The following is a 20,564-nucleotide window of genomic DNA, read 5'->3' as shown; positions in this document are numbered from 1 at the left end:
ACCCCACACGACCGGACCGCATACGACCAGACCGCGGACAGCCAGATACCCCTCGAAAGCACCCTCACCGGAAACACCCGCACCGGATGCACAGCGGAGAGAAGATCAATGGTCGCAGGAAACGCTGACACAAAAGCCGGACCACGACGCCGGAACGCAAAAGCCGTTTACGCCCTCGCAGGACTCGCCTCGCTCTGCCTGCTCACGAGCTGCGGCGATCCCTACAACCCCGCCCACCGCGCGGGCAGCGGCGCTCTCATCGGTGCAGGCGGCGGAGCCGCGATCGGCGCGATAGCGGGCGGAGGAGGAGGTGCTGCGATCGGCGCTCTCGCAGGCGGCGCAACCGGAGCCGCTGTGGGAGCCGCCACAACCCCGAACCGGGCCGGCTCATCCGGTCGCTGAACCGTCATGCCCCGCTCTTTTCGGGGACGACAAGGTAGCCCGCCTTATCCTATAACCCGGCTCCGGAAACCTCGGCTGGTTCAGCCCTGAATTCAGTCCGGATCATCAAAAGCGGATGAAAGATACCGTGAATACAAAGAAAACCTGCGGAATAGCAGCACTCGGCATGACGCTTCTCCTCACCGGCTGCGGCGATCCCTACAACCCCGGCCAGCGCGCCGGTAACGGCGCCCTCATCGGCGGCGGCGCAGGCGCTGCCATCGGCGCAGTGGCCGGCGGCGGGCGCGGTGCCATCATCGGTGCCCTCGCCGGTGGACTCCTCGGCGCAGGAACCGGTGCAGTGACAACGCCAAACCGCCCCTCAAGCGGATATACGCAGGGATACCAGCAGCCCCAGGCCGCCGTGCCCCAGCAACAACAGGGATACTACCCCGCCCAGCAGCAGGGATACCCGCGCACCTACACAGCCCCGCCACAGCAGACCGGCTATCCCCGCACCTATAACGGACAGCCCGTCGCCACCCAGCCGACCACGACCCAGCCGGGCTATTACAATCAGCAGGGCTACTCCGGTCAGGGCTACTGACACGCCGGATGCGGAAAGCCGATCACACAGCACGCCATTCTGCCGGATGACAGCCAGTGACACGCAACAACCGCCCGGACCGCAGCGCAGCACCGTCAGATGCGTTGCGTCGCACCGTGTTTTCCGCTAAAGAGCCCGCCTTCGCGTCGGCACCCCTGGAGGCCGGCGTGCGTTCGCATACTCAGGAGTTCATAAAGTGGCGACGAAACTGATTCCGATTGAAGCAACCCTGCGCGCGAAGGCTGGTAAGGGGGCAGCGCGCGCAACTCGTCGTGAGGGCCTCGTTCCGGCCGTCATCTACGGCGCGAAAAAAGAGGCGGTCCTCATCGCCCTCGACCCCCGCATCATCATGCGCGAACTGCATAAGCCCGGCTGGCGCTCGCACGTCTACGAAGTGAAGGCCGGTGACGTCTCCGAGCGCGCCCTCATGCGCGACCTGCAGTTCCACCCGGTCACCGATGCCCCGATCCACGTCGATTACCAGCGCCTCGCGCCGGGCCACAAGGTCCACGTCGAAGTCGCCGTCCACATCGAAGGCGAAGAGGTATCCCCCGGCATCAAGCGCGGTGGCGTGCTGAACGTCGTGCGTCACACGATCGAAATCACGGTCGACCCGGAAAACATCCCCGAGGTCTTCACCGCCGATATCTCCGCGCTGGACATCAACGACAACGTCCGCTGGGATGACCTGAAGGGCACCGAGGGCGTCACCCCGGTCCTCCAGACCCCGAACTTCGTCGTCGCAACCGTCGCGGCTCCGACCGTCGATGCCGAGGACGAAGTGGCCCCGGCCGCTGCCACAGAAGAAAAGAAGTAAGGAGGCCCGGCCGGTCGGAGGTTCATCCTCCGGCCTCGGGATAGACCGCCATGCAACCGGCGATCCAGCTCTGGGCCGGTCTCGGCAACCCCGAGACATCCATGAGCCACAACCGCCACAATATCGGCTTCATGGCGGTCGACTCCATCGCGACCCGCCACGGCTTCTCGCCGTGGCGTAAGCGCTTCCGCGGCGAAATCGCGGAAGGCAGGATCGGCAACAGCAAATTGCTGCTCCTCAAGCCGATGACCTACATGAATGCATCCGGCGACAGCATCCGCGACGCCGCCGCATTCTACAAAATCCCCCCCGATGCCATCACCGTCTTCCATGACGAACTCGACCTCGTCGCAGGCAAGGTCCGCATCAAGAAGGGTGGGGGAGCCGCCGGCCACAACGGCCTGCGCTCAACCGACAGACAGCTCGGAACACAGGATTACTGGCGCGTGCGCCTCGGTATCGGACACCCCGGTTCGAAGGAACGCGTCCACGGATGGGTCCTCGGAGACTTCGCCAAGGCCGACCAGCCCTGGCTCGAAGACCTGCTGGACGCCGTCGCCGACACAGCCCCGCTGCTCGCCGCAGGCCAGCGCGAAGACTGCATGACACGCATCGCGCTGCTCACATCGAACAGCCCCAAACCAACAATTCCCGGCCAGAAGGCAGGGCAGACAGGAGTGACAGACTGATGGGCTTCAACTGCGGCATCGTCGGACTGCCCAACGTCGGCAAATCCACCCTGTTCAACGCCCTGACAGCCACCGCCTCGGCTCAGGCCGCGAACTATCCGTTCTGCACCATCGAGCCGAATGTCGGCCGCGTCGCCGTGCCCGATCCGCGCCTCGCCGAACTCTCCCGCATAGGCAAGTCACAGCGAATCCTGCCCACCAGCCTCGAATTCGTCGATATCGCAGGCCTCGTGCGCGGCGCATCGCGCGGCGAAGGGCTCGGCAACCAGTTCCTCGCCAATATCCGCGAAGTGGACGCCATCATCCACGTCCTCCGCTGCTTCGAGGACGATGACGTCACCCACGTCGAAGGCGGCGTCGATCCCATCCGTGACGCCGAGATCATCGAGACCGAGCTGATGCTCGCCGACCTCGACTCCCTCGAAAAGCGCATCGTTCCGCTCCAGAAAAAAGCCCGCTCCAACGACCGCGACGCACAGGCGCAGGTCGAAGTGATGGAACCGCTGGTCGCAGCCCTCCGTGAAGGCAGACCCGCGCGCACCGCCGTCCCGGAAGGCAAGGAACTCATCGCCGACCGCCTGCAGCTCATGACCACCAAGCCGGTGCTCTATGTCTGCAACGTAGAGGAAGCCTCCGCCGCAACCGGCAACAAGCTCTCCGAAGCCGTGCAGGCCCGTGCCACGGCCGAAGGCGCCGCCTGCGTCATCGTCTCCGCCGCCATCGAAGCCGAAGTCAGCCAGCTCCCGCAGGAAGACCAGAAAGAGTTCCTCGAAGGGCTCGGCCTGTCCGACAGCGGCCTCGACCGCGTCATCGCCGCAGGATACAAGCTGCTCGGCCTGAAGACATACTTCACCGTCGGCCCGAAAGAGACCCGCGCATGGACCATCACGGCTGGCACCAAGGCCCCGCAGGCCGCCGCCGTCATCCATAACGACTTCGAACGTGGCTTCATCGCCTGCGAAACCACCGCCTATGACGATTATGTGAAGTACAACGGTGAAGCAGGCGCCAAGGAAGCAGGCAAGATGCGTGTCGAAGGCCGCGACTATATCGTGCAGGATGGTGACGTGCTGCTATTCCGTTTCAACGTCTGATACACAGACAGCACATACACACAGCACACAGAAGAAGAGGACAGGGGACCAGAAATGAGCGCCAGCATGAAGGCGGAAGCGACAGAATCCAACGCGATCGCGGGCATGGCCCGGGCCGCGCGGATCGCAGCGCGGACGCTGGCCCAGTCCCCAACCGCCATCCGCGACAAGGCCCTCTGGGCCGCCGCCAGCGCCGTGCGCGAACGGCAGGCCGCCATCCTCGAAGCCAACGCGAAAGACCTCGCCGCCTACACCGGCAGCGACGCCTTCCGTGACCGCCTGACCCTCACGCCCGAACGCGTCGAGAACATGGCCAAAGGGCTGGAAGACATGGCGGACCTGTCCGATCCCGTCGGACGCATCCTCAGCGAATGGTCACGCCCCAACGGCCTGAAAATCCGCCGCGTCGCCACCCCCATCGGTGTCCTCGGCGTCATCTATGAAAGCCGACCCAACGTCGGCGCGGACGCTGCAGGACTCTGCATCAAGTCCGGCAACGCCGTCATCCTGCGCGGCGGCTCCGAAAGCTTCCACTCCGCCCAGGCCATCCATGCCGCGATGGCCGCCGGTCTCGAAGCCGCCGGCCTGCCCGTGGACGCCGTGCAGGTCGCACCCAGCGCCGACCGCAAGCACGTCGCCGACATGCTCGCCGCCTCCGGCCTGATCGACCTCATCATCCCCCGTGGCGGCAAGTCCCTCGTCGAGCGCGTCCAGAACGATGCCCGCATCCCCGTCCTCGCCCACGCCGAGGGCCTCTGCCACACCTACATCCACGCCGCCGCAGAGCCCCAGATGGCCCGCCGCGTCCTCGCCAACGCCAAGATGCGCCGCCCCGGCATCTGCGGCGCCACCGAAACCCTGCTGATCGACAGCGCCATCGCGCCGACGCTGCTGCCCGAAATCATCAGCGACCTCCGCGAACTCGGCTGCGACTTCCGCGCCGATGCCCGCGCCCGTCACATCGTTCCCGGCCTCGAACCCGCCGCCGACCAGGACTTCGCCACCGAGTGGCTCGACGCGATCCTCTCCATCGTCGTCGTGGACGGCGTGGAGTCAGCCCTCGCCCACATCGCCCGTTACGGCAGCGGTCACACCGAGGCCATCATCACCTCCGACGAAGCCATCGCCACCCGCTTCCTCAACGGCACCGACAGCGCCGTCGTCATGTGGAACGCCTCCACCCAGTTCTGCGACGGTGGCGAGTTCGGCTTCGGCGCGGAAATAGGCATCGCTACCGGACGCATCCACGCCCGCGGCCCCGTCGGCCTCGAACAGCTCACGACCTTCCGTTACGAGGTCCTCGGCACCGGCCAGACCCGGCCATAAGCCGGGGCGCGCCCAACCCGCATAATGCCGTCTCACCACGACACCATTCCTATCCGGGGAGACCGCCGCACAACACGCATCGGCCTCCTCGGCGGATCGTTCAATCCCGCGCACGAAGGGCATATCCAGATCGCCCTCCGCGCCCTGCACCTGCTCGGACTCGATCAGGTCTGGCTCATGGTCTCCCCCGGAAACCCCCTGAAACCCCAGAAAGGCATGGCCCCGTTCCGCCAGCGCCTCGCCACCGTCGAACAACTCGCCACCGACCGCCGCCTGATCCCAACCGACATCGAGGCTCGCATAGGCACCCGCTACGCCTCCGATACAATGCGCGCCCTCAAACGCCGCTTCCCACGCGCCCGCTTCGTCTGGCTCATGGGCACCGACGTGTTCGCCGAACTGCCCCGCTGGCATCGCTGGAAAACCTTCATCCACGAGGTGCCACTCGCCGTTATGCCCCGCCCCGGAAGCAATGCAGCCGCCCTCCACGGCAAAATCGCGACACGTTTGAGCCACAGTCGCCTGCCCGTGAGCAGAATTAGGCAACTTCCCACGAAAACCCCGCCAGTCTGGGCTTTTCTTCCCGGCCCGCAAAACGGTATATCGGCAACAGCCCTGCGTCGCGCAGGAATCACAGAATCCTTATTCCGTACAGATCGGGCAAGCCACCCGGCAGGAGACACGGTCATAGCCAGAAAGCCCCCCACCGATATGGAGACCGAACGCCGCCCCGCCGCCAAGGCGAAAACCGGCGCGACGAAGGCCGCACCCAAGGCCAAAACTCCAAAGCCGGTAGACCCGAGCCTCGCCGAAGTCGCCAAGGCCCCCGGAACGCCCCGCAAGAAAGCCGCCGCCGCCGGTCCCACCAAGGAGACCAAGAAGCGCCCGCATGCCCCGGCCGATCAACTTGAGAAATACCTCAAGATCATCACCGAGAGCATCGATGACGACAAAGGCGAAGATATCGTCGTCATCAACCTGACGGGACGCGCCTCCTTCGCCGATCGCATGGTCATCGCCACCGGCGTCGCCGATCGCCAGATCGCCGCCATGGCCCAGCATATCGAGCGCAAGCTGAAAGAGGTCGGCCTCAAACGCCTCCTCATCGAAGGCGCCAACGGTTCGGACTGGGTGCTGATCGACGCCGGCGACATCGTCATCCACCTCTTCAAGGCCGAAGCCCGCGCGCTCTACGGCCTTGAAGAGATGTGGGGCGCCGATTTAGACGATACCAACGAGGAAAACATCACCTCTCTCTGAGCCTGTCGTCAGAGAAAAGTGGAAGGGAAGGGGATGATCCAGTCATCCCCTTTTTTTGTGCTCACAATTCGACATTATGAGAAATGAAAAATTAACAGGGAAATATCTGAAAAACGACAGCACCCAAACCCTCAGCCTTGACTCCCAACCCGTTAAGGGATTGTCTAGAGATACTTTGTCACAAACTGGTTGCTTTAATCAGTCTCTGACAGCGAACACGATGTTCGGAATGAGGGTTTGCGATGCCGCCTCCCACGGGACGAGACGATAGACTGGGTTCCTTCCCGGATTTTTCAGCCGCGCGGACTGCTTCCCGCAAACAACGGTCCTGAAAACAGATTTTCCCAACCCAGCCTGCACCACAAAATCGAGCGCAACGCCCCGCTGCGGATCAAACCCGAAAATTTCGCGCAGCAACTCCTGCACCCTCATGAAGCAGGAGCGTTTCCACTTGTGCGGATCGGTTTGTAACTGAACCCGATGTTTTCGCTCTCACACCACATGCTGCATTTTTGCCCGATATTGGGACCTCTATAGCGTGGGGATGACGGCAAACACCGTAATGTAACCACGCATTAACCGTCACTGCGGAGACCGAGTGCCTCACATGGAAAATTTCCTGTTCTTGTCTGTTCATGATTTCCGATCACGCCGTAAGACGTGCGTCCATTTCATGACCGAGGAACTCGCAAAACGGGGCCGCACCCGGTTCTATTCCGTCGGAATGAGCCGCCTCTCGGAACATCGTGGCGATACACGCATGGACCTGGTCGACAGAGCCAATCATGTGGAAATCATCGACGGCGTCGAATGCTATCTCCAGAGAAACCTCTGGCACCCCTTCCGCCTGAAAAACCGTAAACTGCGCTTCGCAGAAGAGGGAATGTTCCAGATCTACACACGCCTGATGACCCCCGTCCTCAGGAAATGGATCAGGGAAGCCGATCAGGTCTTCATCGAATCAGGCATGGCCGCCGTCTATATCGGCGTGGTCAAAAAACTGAACCCAAAGGCCCGCATCGTCTACTGGGCCGCCGATGACCTGACAACAATCGGTGCCGCCGAAACCATCCAGCGGTCATTTATCAGGAACTTCGAGTCCATCGACACCATCCGTCTCCCCTCCCGGCTGCTGCTGGAAGGAATGCCACACGGAAAAACCGCCATCCTCGCACCCCACGGCATCAACAAGGCCGTGATGGACACCCCGCGCCCCTCTCCCATGACAGGGGAAAGAAAAACCTGCGTGTCCGTGGGCTCCATGCTCTTCGATGCCTCGTTCTTCAACATCGCAGCACCGCTTTTCCCCAATCTGGACTTCTATGTCATCGGCGCCGGCCCCGCTGCCAGCGGGGTCACGAAAAGACAGAACATCATCATCCACGACGAAATGCCCTTCGAGGAAACCCTCGGCTGGCTCGCGCATATGACAATCGGTGTCGCCCCCTACCGCGACAATGACACCCCCGCCTATCTGCTCGATACATCCATGAAATTGCGCCAGTTCGCCTATTTCGGAAAACCAGCCGTCTGCCCGCAATTCGCCGTCGGTGGCATGCCCAGCCGATTTGGATACAAGCCCGGCGATCCCACCTCCATCAAGGCCGCCATCACCGCAGCGCTGCTCTACAAGGACCCGGTTTCCGTCGATATCCCCGAATGGAGCGAAATTGCCGAGCGCGTGCTGCATCCCGACCAGTTCCCGGAATGGCGTCTGGAAAAGCAGTCGTAATGAAGGTCAGAGGCCAGACAGAAAAAACCCGTTACCTGACAGAAATTGTCGGATAACGGGTGCTCCAGTAACCAAGAGGGTGACGTAAAACTCAAATAAAGACGCGCGAGACTTCTTACCGCCCCTGATCCGCTTCAATCAGCTCCATGGCCTTCTCGCGCTCGTGCCCCACCGCCGTCACATAATCCGGCACAACCCCGACACCATCCCAGCCCTTGTCCGTATGCGGCGCGACAAGCATCTTCGTCGGGACGAATACCGCTTCCTTGCCACCATCGAAATTGACGAACATCCCGGCAATGCCACCACCCGCCGTCGTCTGCCCGATGATCGTCGCCCGCTTCAGGTTCCTCATGCCGAACGCAAAACCTTCAGCCGCCGAAAACGTATCCTTGTTGACCAGAATATAAAGTTTCGCTTTGTCAGACCGATGGCCCGGAACATACGGAAACGTCCATTCCTGAATACCCTGAGACCTGTCCTTCGGATATCCATACATGAAGAACTGCTCTTCGCCCGGCCTGAAGAAATAAGACGCAAGAATACGCCCGATAACCCCCGTGCCACCAACATTGTCCCGCAGATCAATGATGATGTAACGCGACCGCCCCGCCAGTTGCATGACAGAAAATGCCGCCGTGTAGGTATACTCGTCGTTGTCCCATGACCCGTTCGACTGAATATACGTCGTCTGGTGCACGCTATCGACTTCAACCGACTGAAACCCCGACGAAATCGGACGATCCGTCCTGTTCACATCCGCCCGGCAATGCACCTTCAGATGCTTGTCCGGATGAACCACCTGAAGATCCGCCGTGATCCGCACACCCAGTTCACACGGCGCCCGCCCGTAATACTCGCCATTGTCCAGATGACGCTCGAGCGCCTCCGCATACCGTGCCGAAATGTCAGGGAAGGGATAGTCGTCCGTCAGCGTCCTGCCCAGCGACAGAACGAAATCATGCGCCTCGTCATTCGACAGGACCATGTCCTGCGCCTCGGCCGGGGGAACACCGGCCGCCCAGCACGAAGCCACAAACAGCGCCGCCAGCCCCAGCCGCACAATAGCCTGCACGCCGCGCCGCGCCATCACGCCAGATCCCACCGGGTCAGACCCGCCGCACCACATAATGCTCCCGCAGCGCCTCGGTGATCTGCTCGGCATGCTGCGGATCACGCGCCTCGATCATCACCTCAAGCTCCGCCGCCTGAACAGACGGCGCGGCAAACAACCGCTGATGCGACACCTCGATGATGTTGCCCCCAGCCTCGCCAATCGTCTTCGAAATGTCCGCCAGAACCCCCGGACGATCCGGAATCTCCATGATCAGACGCAGAAGCCGCCCGTCACGCAGCATCGCCCGCAACAACGTGTTGGCCAGAATGCGCGTGTCGATGTTGCCACCACTCACCGGTAACGCCACGCGCTTGCCCGCGAACAGGGAAGGGTGACTCATCACCGCCGCCAGACCCGTCGCACCAGCACCCTCAGTCACCTGCTTGGCACCCTCGGCCATCAGCGTGATCGCATTCTCCACATCGCGCTCGGAAACAACCACAACCTGCGAGACAAGCTGCCGGATCACCTCATGCGTCCGGCGACCGATCTTCATCACCGCAATGCCCTCGGCAATCGTCGCGCCACCACACGGCGTCACCTCCGGGCCGGGGAAATGCGACAGCGAGGAATAACTCTCCACCTGAACGCCAATCAGTTCGACCTCAGGCCGCATCGCCCGCGCCGCAACCGCACAACCCGCCAGCAACCCGCCACCACCGATCGGCACGACCAGAGCATCCAGCGGCCCCGCATCTTCGAACAGTTCCAGCGCACAGGTGCCCTGACCCGCCATGACCGCATCGTCGTCATAGGGATGGATGAAAACCCGCCCCTCACGCTCCTGCAAATCCCGCGCGAACAGGGACGCCTCGGCAAAGTTGTTGCCCTCAAGCACAACCCGTGCGCCCCAGCCCTCCGTCCGCGTCACCTTGGAGGCCGGCGTGAAGCGCGGCATGACAATCACCGCATCAATGCCCAGAAGGCTCGCATGACGCGCCACGCCCTGCGCATGATTGCCCGCCGACGCAGCAATCACACCACGCGCGCGCTCTTCAGGCGTCAGCAGCGCCAGCCTGTTGGCAGCGCCACGTTCCTTGAACGACCCGACCGCCTGCAAATTCTCAAGCTTGAGCGTGATCTCCGCCCCAACGGACTTCGACAGCGAATGAGAGGGAATAGTGGGCGTGCGCAGCACGCGCCCCTCAATCCGCCCTGCAGCAGCCCTGATATCCTCGAACGTGATCACGCAGACCGCTTTCAGCCATAAACAACGGAAGTGATTTCATAACTGCGGTCGCCGCCGGGAGCCGGAACGGAAACCGTGTCGCCCAGCGACTTGCCAATCAGCGACTTCGCCAGCGGCGAGGAAACGGACAGCAGGCCCTGCTTGATGTCAGCCTCATACACACCCACAATCTGGTAGTGCACTTCCTTCTCCGTCTCCTCGTCAATCAGGGTGACGCGCGCGCCAAACTTCACCTGATCGCCAGACAGCTTGGACGGATCAATCACCTCAGCCGTGGAGACAATCTCCTCTAGCTCAAGCACACGCCCCTCAATGAAGGACTGACGCTCACGCGCAGCATGATACTCCGCGTTTTCCGAAAGATCGCCGTGCTCGCGGGCCTCCGCAATCGCACGAATGACGGCCGGACGTTCCGAAGACTTGAGATGACGAAGTTCGCCCTCAAGTCGCTGCAGGCCGGAAGCGGTCATCGGGGTTTTCTGCAAGGTGCCAATCCTCGGAAAGCGAAACACAAAAAGAGGACCAGACCGGCACAAATGCCAGCCCAGCCCGGATGAAGAGGGAAATGTCCCTCGCAGTTCAATGAGAGGCAAAAGCCTCCCACAAAATCGCTTCAGAACGGTAAATCAACCGGAACACCCGAGGGGAAAACCGTAAAGGCAACCCCCATACCATTCAGAACGAGGCGTTAAAGTAGGACTGAAGCGGCGCGACTTCAAGCGGACCCTCGCGCATCGCCGCAATCGCATGGATCGCAGCCCGTGCTCCGGCCATCGTCGTGAAGTTCGGAATGCCCATCGTCAGCGCCGAACGCCGGATGTCATAACTGTCCTTGACCGACTGTCCACCCTGCACCGTGTTGATGACCATCTGAACCTCGCCCGACCGGATCGCATCCACACAATGCGGACGACCCTCCAGAACCTTGTTCACAATCTTCACCGCAATGCCCGCATCGCTCAGACACTTCGCCGTGCCGCGCGTGCCCAGAATGGTGAAGCCCATGTCCGCCAGCATCCGCCCCAGACGCGGCAGATGCGCCTTGTCACCCTCGCGAACCGACAGGAACACCGCACCCGAAAGCGGCAGCTTCACACCCGCCGCAAGCTGCGACTTCGCAAAAGCACGCTCGAACGACGTGTCCAGACCCATCACCTCGCCCGTCGAACGCATCTCCGGACCAAGGATCGTGTCCACACCCTGGAAACGATGGAACGGGAACACCGCCTCCTTCACCGCAACATGCGGCACAACCGCACGGTCATCCAGCGTGAAGTCGGAGAGCTTCGCACCCGCCATCACCCGGGCCCCGATCTTCGCCACCGGAACACCCGTCGCCTTCGCCACGAAGGGCACCGTGCGCGACGCACGCGGATTCACCTCCAGAACGAAAACATCCTGACCCTTGATGGCATACTGAACATTCATCAGACCCACGATGCCCAGCTCACGCGCCATCGCCTCGGTCTGCGCCTTCAGCTCCGTCACAACCGCAGGAGAGAGCGTGTAGGGCGGCAACGCACAGGCACTGTCACCCGAGTGAATGCCCGCTTCCTCAATGTGCTCCATCACACCGGCAACATAAACATCCTCGCCATCGGCAATGCAGTCCACATCCGCCTCAATGGCATCGTTCAGATAATGATCGATCAGAACAGGACCGTTCGCAACCTCCGGACCGGCAAGCTGCAACGCGACCTTCATGTAACGCTGAAGGCTGGCCCGGTCATAGACGATCTCCATCGCACGACCGCCCAGAACATAGGACGGACGCACCACAACCGGATAACCGATCTTCTCCGCAATCTCCTCAGCCTCAGCCGGAGACCGCGCAATGCCATTGTCCGGCTGACGCAGACCCAGCTTGCGCAGCAGAGCCTGAAAACGCTCGCGATCCTCCGCCCGGTCAATCGCATCCGCAGGCGTGCCAAGCAGCGGAATGCCAGCCGCCTCAAGCGCCCGCGACAGCTTCAGAGGCGTCTGACCGCCATACTGAACAATGCAGCCCAGAACCTCGCCCTGCTCCTGCTCCCGACGGATCAGCGCAACCACATCCTCACCCGTCAAAGGCTCGAAATACAGACGGTCAGACGTGTCATAGTCCGTCGAAACCGTCTCCGGATTGCAGTTGACCATGATCGTCTCAAGACCGGCCTCGCGCAGCGCATAGGCCGCATGAACACAGCAATAGTCGAACTCAATGCCCTGACCGATCCGGTTCGGACCACCACCCAGAATGACAACCTTCTTCCGCGACGTCGGATCGGACTCACACACAGGCTGCCCGAAACGGTTCTCATACGTCGAATACATATACGGCGTCGCCGAAGCGAACTCGCCCGCACAGGTGTCAATCCGCTTGTAAACCGGCTTCACACCCACCGATTCACGCAGCGCCATCACCTCAGCCGCCTGCGTCCCCGACAGACGCGCAAGCTGCACATCCGAGAACCCCATCGCCTTCAGACGACGCAGCCCCTGCGCATCCTCCGGCAACCCACGGTCGAGAATTTCCTTTTCCACATGAACGATTTTCTCAAGCTCACGCAGGAACCACGGCTCGAACTTGCACGCCGCCGCAATCTCGTCCACCGAGAAACCAGCCCGCAAAGCCTGAGCCGCCATCAGAATGCGCTCAGGACGCGGCTGCGACAGCTCGGCACGGAACGCATCCACACCGCCATCACCCGGAGCCTCAACCGGATCAAGACCCGCAAGACCCGTCTCCATCGAACGCAGCCCCTTCTGGAGCGCCTCCGCGAACGACCGCCCAATCGCCATCGCCTCGCCAACCGACTTCATCGACGTGGACAGCAGGGCAGGGGTGCCGGGGAACTTCTCGAACGTGAAACGCGGAATCTTCACGACGACATAATCAATCGTCGGCTCGAACGACGCAGGCGTCGAACCCGTGATGTCGTTCGTCAGCTCGTCCAGCGTGTACCCGACCGCCAGCTTCGCCGCGATCTTCGCAATCGGGAAACCCGTCGCCTTAGACGCCAGAGCCGATGACCGCGACACACGCGGATTCATCTCGATGACCACCATGCGGCCATCCACCGGATTGATGCCGAACTGCACGTTCGACCCGCCCGTCTCAACACCAATCGCCCGCAGACACGCAATCGAAGCATCGCGCATCCGCTGATACTCCTTGTCCGTCAGCGTCAGCGCCGGAGCGACCGTGATCGAGTCACCCGTATGCACACCCATCGGGTCGATGTTCTCAATGGAACACACGATGATGCAGTTGTCCGCCGTGTCGCGAACAACCTCCATCTCGAACTCTTTCCAGCCCAGAACAGACTCTTCAACCAGCACTTCCGTCGTCGGCGACGCATCAAGACCGCCCGTGACGATCTGGTCGAACTCTTCCTTGTTGTAGGCAATGCCGCCACCCGCACCGCCCATCGTGAAGGACGGACGAATGATCGCCGGAAGCCCGACATTCTTCAGCGCCGCACGCGCCTCATCCAGAGTGTGCGCAATGAAGCTCTTCGGACTCTCGATCCCGATCGCATCCATCGCCTCACGGAACTTCAGCCGGTCCTCGGCGCGGTCGATCACATCCGCCTTCGCACCGATCAGCTCAACATTGTGCTTCACAAGAAAGCCCGACGCATCCAGCGCCATCGCCGCGTTCAGCGCCGTCTGGCCGCCCATCGTCGGCAAAATCGCGTCCGGCTTTTCCTTGAGAATGATCCGCTCGACAAATTCCGGCGTGATCGGCTCGATATAAGTCGCATCCGCCAGACCCGGATCGGTCATGATCGTCGCCGGGTTCGAGTTCAGCAGAATGACCCGATAGCCTTCCTCACGCAGCGCCTTGCACGCCTGCGCGCCGGAATAGTCAAACTCACAGGCCTGACCGATAACAATCGGACCGGCACCGATAATCAGGATAGAGCGAATATCTGTCCGTTTGGGCATGATCAGTCCTTTTGGTCAGTCGTCTGTGTCGGCCAGGTCAGCGCCCATGGTCCGAATGCGGTGAAGATAGTTTTCAAACAGGGGAACAGTGAAGGCCGTCTCGCCACGGCGCGGACTGTAAATCATCCCCTTGCGAACCAGGGTCGCACGAACAGGCGCCACCACCTGCGTGCGAACACCCATCCGCCCGGCAACCTCCGCGGAACGGTGCGAACCCGCCCCAAGCTCGGCCATCGCCTGACAATACTCGCGCTCACGCGGCGTCAGCCGCGCATAGCGCATGCGGAAAAAACCCCCATCCAGAGACGTCAGCGAAACCTCCGTCGCCACCTGAATGTCCCCCGCCAGAATGCGGTCCCCATGCGCAACGTTCCACGCATGATAAGCCCACTCCTGAAGGAAATACGGATAGCCCCGCGTGATCCGCACCACCTCCGCAACAGCCTCCGGCGTGAAATCCACACCCGCCCGCTCCGCAGGCGTCCGAAGCGCATCCTCGCACTCCGCAGGCGCAAGCGGCCCCAGAACCGGAAACTCGAACAGACGCTCCGCATAGGATTTCGCCCGCCCGATCATCGACACCAGATGCGGCAGGCCGGCCCCCATCAGAACAACAGGCAACCCCTCGCGCATCACACGGTGCATCGCCATGATCAGCGCCGCAAGATCCGCTTCCGGCAGGTTCTGAATCTCGTCAATGAACAGCGCAACACCCGTATGCCGGGACTGCGCCGCATGACCCAGCGCCGAAATCATGTCCGGCAGATCCATCGCCAGATCGCCCGTGTCCGCCGTCCCGCGCTCCGGCTCCACATCCAGCGCAATGCTGAACCCGAAATCCGAATGAATCCGCAAACCAGCCGCAAAACTCTTCAGAACCCGAAGACCGCGCTTCACCTGCTCCGTCACCGCGCCAAGCCGGTCCAGCTCCAGCATCATCCGACGCAGATACGGCGCAAGAGTCGCCCCAAGCGGCTTCTCCTCCTGCGCCTCGACAAAACACGTCAGATAACCCGCACTCTGCGCAAGCTGCTCGACACGCGCCAGAACAACCGTCTTGCCAACCCCCCGAAGCCCGGTCGCAATGAACCCACGCGCACTCTTCCCGCCAAGCGCCCGCTGCAAAACAATCCCGGCCTGCGTGAACAGATCCTCACGACCGGCAAGCTCCGGCGGAGACGCTCCCGCGCCCGGGACATAAGGATTGCGAACCGGATCCATCAGATAAGGCTCAGGCAGCCTTCCCATGCGAATCAATCAGAGCCACAAACCGCTCGAACAGATAGAAACTGTCCGACGGACCCGGACTCGCCTCCGGATGATACTGCACCGAAAACGCCGGCAACGTCGTCGAGGCAATGCCCTCGTTCGACTTGTCGAACAAACTCACATGCGTGACCTTCACATCGTTCGGCAGCGTCTTCTCATCAACCGCAAAACCATGATTCTGACTGGTGATCTCCACCTTGCCCGTGTCCAGATCCTTCACCGGCTGATTCGCCCCGCGATGCCCCTGAACCAGCTTGTAGGTCTGTGCCCCCAAAGCCCGCGCCAGAAGCTGATGACCCAGACAGATGCCAAATACAGGAACCCCCGCATCCAGAACCCCACGGATCGCCGGAACCGCATAAACCGCCGTCGCCGCCGGATCGCCCGGACCGTTGGACAGGAAAACACCCTCCGGCTTCAGCGCCAGAATCTCCTCGGCAGACGTCGTCGCCGGAACCACCGTCACATCACAGCCCGCCGACGTCAGACACCGCAGAATGTTCCGCTTGGCACCATAATCAACCGCCACAACCCGCCGACGCTTCTCCGAAAGACCCTTCGTCCCCGAAGGCCACTCCCAGATGCCGCCAGACCACGTATACGGCGCCGCACACGTCACCGTCTTCGCCAGATCCATGCCCTCCAGACCCGGCCACGAAACAGCCTTCGCCTTCGCCGCATCCAGATCGACTGCGCCATCCTTCACCGCAACCAGAACCGCCGTCTGCGGACCGCCATCCCGAATGCGCAGCGTCAGTGCCCGCGTGTCCACACCACAAATGCCCGGAACATTCCGCTCCTTCAGCCACGCATCCAGACTCTCCGTCGCACGCCAGTTCGCAGGCTCCGTCAGATCCTGCTTCACCACAAGACCACGCGCCGCAACCCGCAGAGCCTCGTCATCCTCGGAATTCGTGCCGACATTGCCGATGTGCGGAAAGGTGAACGTGATGATCTGCCCCGCAAAAGACGGGTCCGTCAGAGTCTCCTGATACCCCGTCATGCCCGTCGAAAAGCAGATCTCGCCAATAGCATCGCCCGTCGGCACAGCACCAAACCCGATGCCCCACACCACCGTCCCATCCGCAAGAACAAGGGCAGCCGTCGCCCCCTCCGGAACGTCAGTGACTGTGCTGGCGCGCTGTTCGGACATGGGCTGGTTCCGGTTCTGGGAATCTGAAAGGAAAGGGGAGAAGCCCCCCGGCTGTAACTCATCAAGCGATACACCCGCGGCTCGCGCAACAACAGGCCAGTGCTTCGGCGGAATCGCCCGCGCCTGACGCCATTTCCGCACCGCCTCGGTGCCGACACCCGTCAGGGCCGCAATCTTCTCCGGGCCACCGACCCGCTCAATGATGGTCTCAACAGATAGAGGCATTGGCTTCCTTCCCCCTGCAAGGCAATCATTATCAGCGATCGAAACGTCTGGGAAGAAAATTCCCACCCGAAAAGAGAGTCGAAAGTGGGAATTTTTCTCCCCTTTCCGTACACCACAAGCCGCGCCCACAGAACACCAGCCGCAACACTCCCCACCACACAGGAAAACAGCAGCGTCACAGTAACGCCTGAACCGCACCCCACTCCGGCGCCGCATCCGCCGCCCCACGCTTCGTCACCGCCAAAGCCCCGGTCGCCGCCGCAACCCGAACAGCCTCACCCAGCGACGCCCCGAGCGCCAGAGCCACCGCCAGCCCCGCGTTGAAGCAATCCCCCGCCGCTACCGTATCCACAGCCGTCACCGGAAAAGGCGACACAAACCCGCTCCCCTCCGATGACTGCCACCAGACGCCCCGCGACCCCATCTTCACCACAGCCGCCCCAACCCCACGCGCCATCAGCAGCCCCGCCGCCCTGGCCGCCTCCTCGCGCGTCGTCGGCAAAACCCCGCACAACGCCGCCGTCTCCGTCTCGTTCGGCGTCACAACATCCACCAGCGGCCACAACTCATCCGGCAGGGGAGAAGAGGGCGCCGGTGCCGGATCAAGAACCACCCGAGCCCCCGCTTCACGGCCCCGTCGCGCCGCCGCCAGCACCGCCTCAACCGGAACCTCCAACTGCAACAGCAACACCGAAGCCTCGCCAAACAAAGCCTCCGACCCGCGAACGTCGCCCCCATCAACCCGCAGGTTCGCCCCACCAACCACCGTGATGCAGTTCTCCGCCGCCGCATCAATCCCAATCAGCGCCAGTCCCGTCGCAGCCCCCGGATCCTCCCGCAAACCCGCAAGATCAACACCAAACGACCGCAACGCCTCCCGCGCCTGCACCCCAAACGCATCCGCACCAATCCGCCCCACCAGAGCCGACCTCACCCCACACCCAGCCCCCAGTCGCCCCGCCGCAGCCGCCTGGTTTGCCCCCTTGCCACCCAGCCCGATCGCATAGCTCTCCGCATGAACCGTCTCCCCCGGCGCAGGCAGCCGTTTCCCCCGCGCCGTCACGTCGATATTCACACTGCCGAAGGAAAGGATGAGGGGGAGGGGCATGAGAGGCTTTCGTTCTGGTTCGATGGAGAGTTAATACAGATCGTTATCCATCAAATCGAAGACGAATTCACCTTGTTTATGGGGTGGTTAGTGAATGGGAGAGGGGGATGGGCAAGCAGAGACAGATGCTGTTCTGGTCTCTGGCGTTGCCTCATGCGGGATTGGTTGTTCTTACCTCAACATCCCCCCCCCCCGTATCACGACGGCCTGATGATGCCGAAGTGCCTCGATACATGATGAAATCGTCTTTCCCGTTACAAATGGACGAGGCACATCATGAAAAAGAGCGGTCGGACCCGGAGGATATGTCGAGAGGGCATATAACGCCCTCTAGATTGATTCCGTCCGGGTCAGGTCGCCAACTATAACAGGAACAACCTATTCTTCACGGCGAAATAAGCTATTTGCCAAGAATGCTTTCTTTGATGTTTTCAAGAATAATCTTCGATGGTTTTTCATTGACAGGAAATAGGATTTTCAAAAGATCGGCCAGAGCGTCCTTGTGTGTGTCTGTAACCGTCTTATCCTTGTAACTGGACGCGATTTTTTTCATCGTCTCAAAGTCATGAACGGTTTCAGCGCATGCAAGAGCAGTTTTTCCAACATGATTAAAAGGGGAATGTGCGCCTGAATCAAAGAAAATCAGCGGTTTATTGAAGATGGGATATTCCACAACAAATGAGATGCCGTCAGTAATCATGATATCCGATGCGGCAAAAAGCCCCCCATATCTCTTGGTTTCAAGGGCACAATTCGGGAGATTGTTCCATTCCGTCAGAAAGGCATCTACGGCCTCCTGCGTCATGATGCCCCGGATGACGACACTTTTAAAAAGTTCAGGGTGAGGCTTAAGCACGAAATCAATATCCTGAGCGTTTTTTGCCCAATTCAGGAACTGATGGTGTATTTTGTGGAAAACCCCAAAATTAAGCCATGTGTCTCCAGCGGAATGATGGGGGGCCCAGATAATGCGAAATGGCCGCTCATTCGTAAGGGGCCGTTTGAATTCAGGCCATTCAGGAGGGGAGTCGAGAAGGGCCTGAAATTTAGGATAACCCGTCAGGACAAGCTTTTCGGGTAGGGAGTGCTGAAAATCTTGGATTTTGTGAAGTGTATATTCATTTTCACAGAAAATTCGCCACGCCCCTCTATGATAGGGCGTATCGCAGGATATTGCGTGGGCATCTTCCTGAGGGGAATTTTTGTCATATTTCTCCAGAATACTTATCCCATACGGCACGACACACAGTTTGGCGAAGCTCAGGTATTGGGAGGTAAAGGCCGGCGGATAGAGGATATCCCATTGTGTCTGGCGAAATATGACATCGGGAGCAATGGAACGTAGAATTTTAAGGGCGAAAAAAGAATCTTCCATGTCAAAGCGAAGATGCGGAATATTGAGTTCTTTCAATCCATCGCTGACTGCCTGCTCTCCATCATAATACTGATCTTGACCAGTGCGATAATTTATCGACACAACAACAGGATCGAAACTGTTATGATCGAGCATGTCTTTATATAAATCAAATAATGCGTCCCAGGCAGCGATGGAACTAACCATAAAAACGCAGCGGATTTTTGTCTTGTCCGGAATTTTCTGCGACGAGAAAAATGCCTCGGATACTTCTCGCGCCTCATGGGCCTGTCTGCAGGTCTCAATCATTATCTGGGACATGTTGGTAAGAAGGCTTTTTATATTTTCCTGATCCCGAGATAAACTCATAAGAGCATTTGCAGTTGCTTGGCATAGGCCTAGTAATTGCTGTTCGGAATCCACTGTAGTTTAGCCTTTCTGTTAGGGATGGGCGTTATTTTTAATTAATACACAAGATATGTGAGCATTATTTATTATCATTAAAATCTAAAGACATCGTATAGACGAAAGATACGAATCGTAAACGAGTAACTCAGCCTGTTACGGAATGATGGACGGAAAACCTGCAATACGCATACATTGAGCGTAATTCTCTATATATTCCATAGCCATCAACTGCGCATCTAACGTCGCATCCCCCCGAATGTTCTCCTGCGTCACTCGCTCTGAAAGAAGCGTCACATTCGGATATCCCGCCACTTCGAGGCAGATGCAGCCGACCCTCAACCTTGACCACCCCCACCAATCCGCGAGACACCCCCTCCACACTGATCATATCCGCTGGAGAAGTCCCCCATGACCAACATCCGCACCCGCCTCACCGAAGACACCAAGACCGCCATGAAGGCCGGCGAGAAAGAGCGCGTCACCACCCTCCGCATGATCGGCGCCAAAGTAAAAGACGCGGACATCGCCGCGCGCGGACAGGGCAAGGACGCCCTCAACGATGATGACATCACCTCCGCCCTCCGCGGCATGGTCAAATCCCGTCAGGAGTCCGTGAAAATGTACCGCGAAGGCGGACGCGAGGAACTCGCCGCCAAGGAAGAGGCCGAAATCGCCATCATCCGCGAATTCCTGCCGCCGGAAATGGACGAAGCCGCCCTCGAAGCCGCCGTCAAAACCGCTATCGCGGACAGCGGCGCCACCACCATGAAGGACATGGGCAAGGTCATGGGCGCCCTGAAATCCAAATTCGGCGCCTCCCTCGACCTGGGCCGCGCCAACGGTCTCGTCAAGGCCGCCCTCAGCGCCTGAAACGGGTCGCCAAAACGCCCCCCAACGCCTAAATC

The 20,564-nt window shown here is 60.6% G+C and carries 18 protein-coding genes and 1 pseudogene; 10 read left to right on the top strand and 9 right to left on the bottom strand.

The genetic code is table 11. From position 1 onward, the window contains the following. The first annotated feature begins 108 nt into the window (after positions 1-108). From GOB81_RS17575 to rsfS, 8 genes and pseudogenes are all read left to right on the top strand, one after another. Entirely contained in the window at positions 109-402 is a 294-nt protein-coding gene (locus GOB81_RS17575; protein ID WP_242009947.1) for a hypothetical protein, read from the top strand. Positions 403-529: 127 nt separating this feature from the next. Further along, positions 530-988, top strand: a complete 459-nt coding sequence (locus tag GOB81_RS17570) for a hypothetical protein (RefSeq protein WP_338421279.1) — start codon at positions 530-532, stop codon at positions 986-988. Between the two features lie 196 nt (positions 989-1,184). After that, on the top strand, positions 1,185-1,805 hold the full coding sequence (locus tag GOB81_RS00240) for a 50S ribosomal protein L25/general stress protein Ctc (protein WP_173568375.1): 621 nt from the start codon (positions 1,185-1,187) through the stop codon (positions 1,803-1,805). Positions 1,806-1,867: 62 nt separating this feature from the next. Continuing rightward, entirely contained in the window at positions 1,868-2,494 is a 627-nt protein-coding gene (pth, locus tag GOB81_RS00235) for an aminoacyl-tRNA hydrolase (RefSeq protein ID WP_173568690.1), read from the top strand. Then, positions 2,494-3,588 carry a redox-regulated ATPase YchF gene (ychF, locus tag GOB81_RS00230; protein ID WP_173568374.1) on the top strand — a complete coding sequence of 365 codons (1,095 nt, stop codon included), beginning with the start codon at positions 2,494-2,496 and terminating at the stop codon, positions 3,586-3,588. Before pth ends, ychF begins: the two co-directional genes overlap by 1 nt. 54 nt (positions 3,589-3,642) lie before the next feature. Then, the gene (locus tag GOB81_RS00225; protein ID WP_173568373.1) at positions 3,643-4,914 is read left to right on the top strand and encodes a glutamate-5-semialdehyde dehydrogenase; all 1,272 of its coding nucleotides are present in this window, start codon (positions 3,643-3,645) and stop codon (positions 4,912-4,914) included. 24 nt (positions 4,915-4,938) lie between these two features. Next, positions 4,939-5,605 (top strand): annotated as a pseudogene (locus GOB81_RS00220) (nicotinate-nucleotide adenylyltransferase). 20 nt (positions 5,606-5,625) lie between these two features. Continuing rightward, on the top strand, positions 5,626-6,174 hold the full coding sequence (gene rsfS, locus GOB81_RS00215; RefSeq protein WP_173568372.1) for a ribosome silencing factor: 549 nt from the start codon (positions 5,626-5,628) through the stop codon (positions 6,172-6,174). A 198-nt stretch (positions 6,175-6,372) separates the two neighbouring features. Here the strand turns inward: rsfS and GOB81_RS00210 are convergent, their stop codons facing one another. Then, positions 6,373-6,606, bottom strand: a complete 234-nt coding sequence (locus GOB81_RS00210) for a hypothetical protein (RefSeq protein ID WP_173568371.1) — start codon at positions 6,604-6,606, stop codon at positions 6,373-6,375. A 175-nt stretch (positions 6,607-6,781) separates the two neighbouring features. Between GOB81_RS00210 and GOB81_RS00205 the strand changes: the two genes are divergently transcribed. Next, positions 6,782-7,906, top strand: a complete 1,125-nt coding sequence (locus GOB81_RS00205; protein ID WP_173568370.1) for a GumK N-terminal domain-containing glycosyltransferase — start codon at positions 6,782-6,784, stop codon at positions 7,904-7,906. A 115-nt stretch (positions 7,907-8,021) separates the two neighbouring features. Here the strand turns inward: GOB81_RS00205 and GOB81_RS00200 are convergent, their stop codons facing one another. The 8 genes from GOB81_RS00200 to GOB81_RS00165 all read right to left on the bottom strand — a co-directional run bounded on the left by GOB81_RS00200 (position 8,022) and on the right by GOB81_RS00165 (position 19,674). Beyond that, complete coding sequence (locus GOB81_RS00200; protein ID WP_173568369.1) at positions 8,022-8,996, bottom strand: S41 family peptidase; 975 nt, start codon at positions 8,994-8,996, stop codon at positions 8,022-8,024. A 19-nt stretch (positions 8,997-9,015) separates the two neighbouring features. Further along, the gene (locus GOB81_RS00195; protein ID WP_173568368.1) at positions 9,016-10,212 is read right to left on the bottom strand and encodes a threonine ammonia-lyase; all 1,197 of its coding nucleotides are present in this window, start codon (positions 10,210-10,212) and stop codon (positions 9,016-9,018) included. Between the two features lie 11 nt (positions 10,213-10,223). After that, positions 10,224-10,697, bottom strand: coding sequence for a transcription elongation factor GreA (gene greA / locus GOB81_RS00190; RefSeq protein WP_173568367.1), 474 nt, complete (start codon positions 10,695-10,697; stop codon positions 10,224-10,226). Between the two features lie 190 nt (positions 10,698-10,887). Further along, positions 10,888-14,142, bottom strand: coding sequence for a carbamoyl-phosphate synthase large subunit (gene carB, locus GOB81_RS00185; protein ID WP_173568366.1), 3,255 nt, complete (start codon positions 14,140-14,142; stop codon positions 10,888-10,890). A gap of 15 nt (positions 14,143-14,157) precedes the next feature. After that, the gene (locus GOB81_RS00180; RefSeq protein ID WP_242009945.1) at positions 14,158-15,390 is read right to left on the bottom strand and encodes an ATP-binding protein; all 1,233 of its coding nucleotides are present in this window, start codon (positions 15,388-15,390) and stop codon (positions 14,158-14,160) included. Continuing rightward, entirely contained in the window at positions 15,374-16,789 is a 1,416-nt protein-coding gene (gene carA, locus GOB81_RS00175; RefSeq protein WP_173568365.1) for a glutamine-hydrolyzing carbamoyl-phosphate synthase small subunit, read from the bottom strand. Before carA ends, GOB81_RS00180 begins: the two co-directional genes overlap by 17 nt. Positions 16,790-16,964: 175 nt before the next feature. Continuing rightward, positions 16,965-17,897: a ribokinase gene (locus GOB81_RS00170; protein WP_173568364.1), complete on the bottom strand. Its 933-nt coding sequence runs from the start codon at positions 17,895-17,897 to the stop codon at positions 16,965-16,967. A 400-nt stretch (positions 17,898-18,297) separates the two neighbouring features. Beyond that, a complete protein-coding gene (locus GOB81_RS00165; protein WP_173568363.1) occupies positions 18,298-19,674 on the bottom strand; it encodes a CDP-glycerol glycerophosphotransferase family protein in 1,377 nt (458 codons plus the stop codon). 393 nt (positions 19,675-20,067) lie between these two features. On the opposite strand from GOB81_RS00165, the gene GOB81_RS00160 reads away from it, so the two are divergent. Then, positions 20,068-20,529, top strand: coding sequence for a GatB/YqeY domain-containing protein (locus tag GOB81_RS00160; protein ID WP_173568362.1), 462 nt, complete (start codon positions 20,068-20,070; stop codon positions 20,527-20,529). Positions 20,530-20,564: the final 35 nt, after the last annotated feature.

Origin of the sequence: Acetobacter conturbans (assembly GCF_011516755.1) — a bacterium.
Taxonomy (GTDB): domain Bacteria; phylum Pseudomonadota; class Alphaproteobacteria; order Acetobacterales; family Acetobacteraceae; genus Acetobacter; species Acetobacter conturbans.
This window is presented reverse-complemented; position numbering and strand designations above follow the sequence as displayed.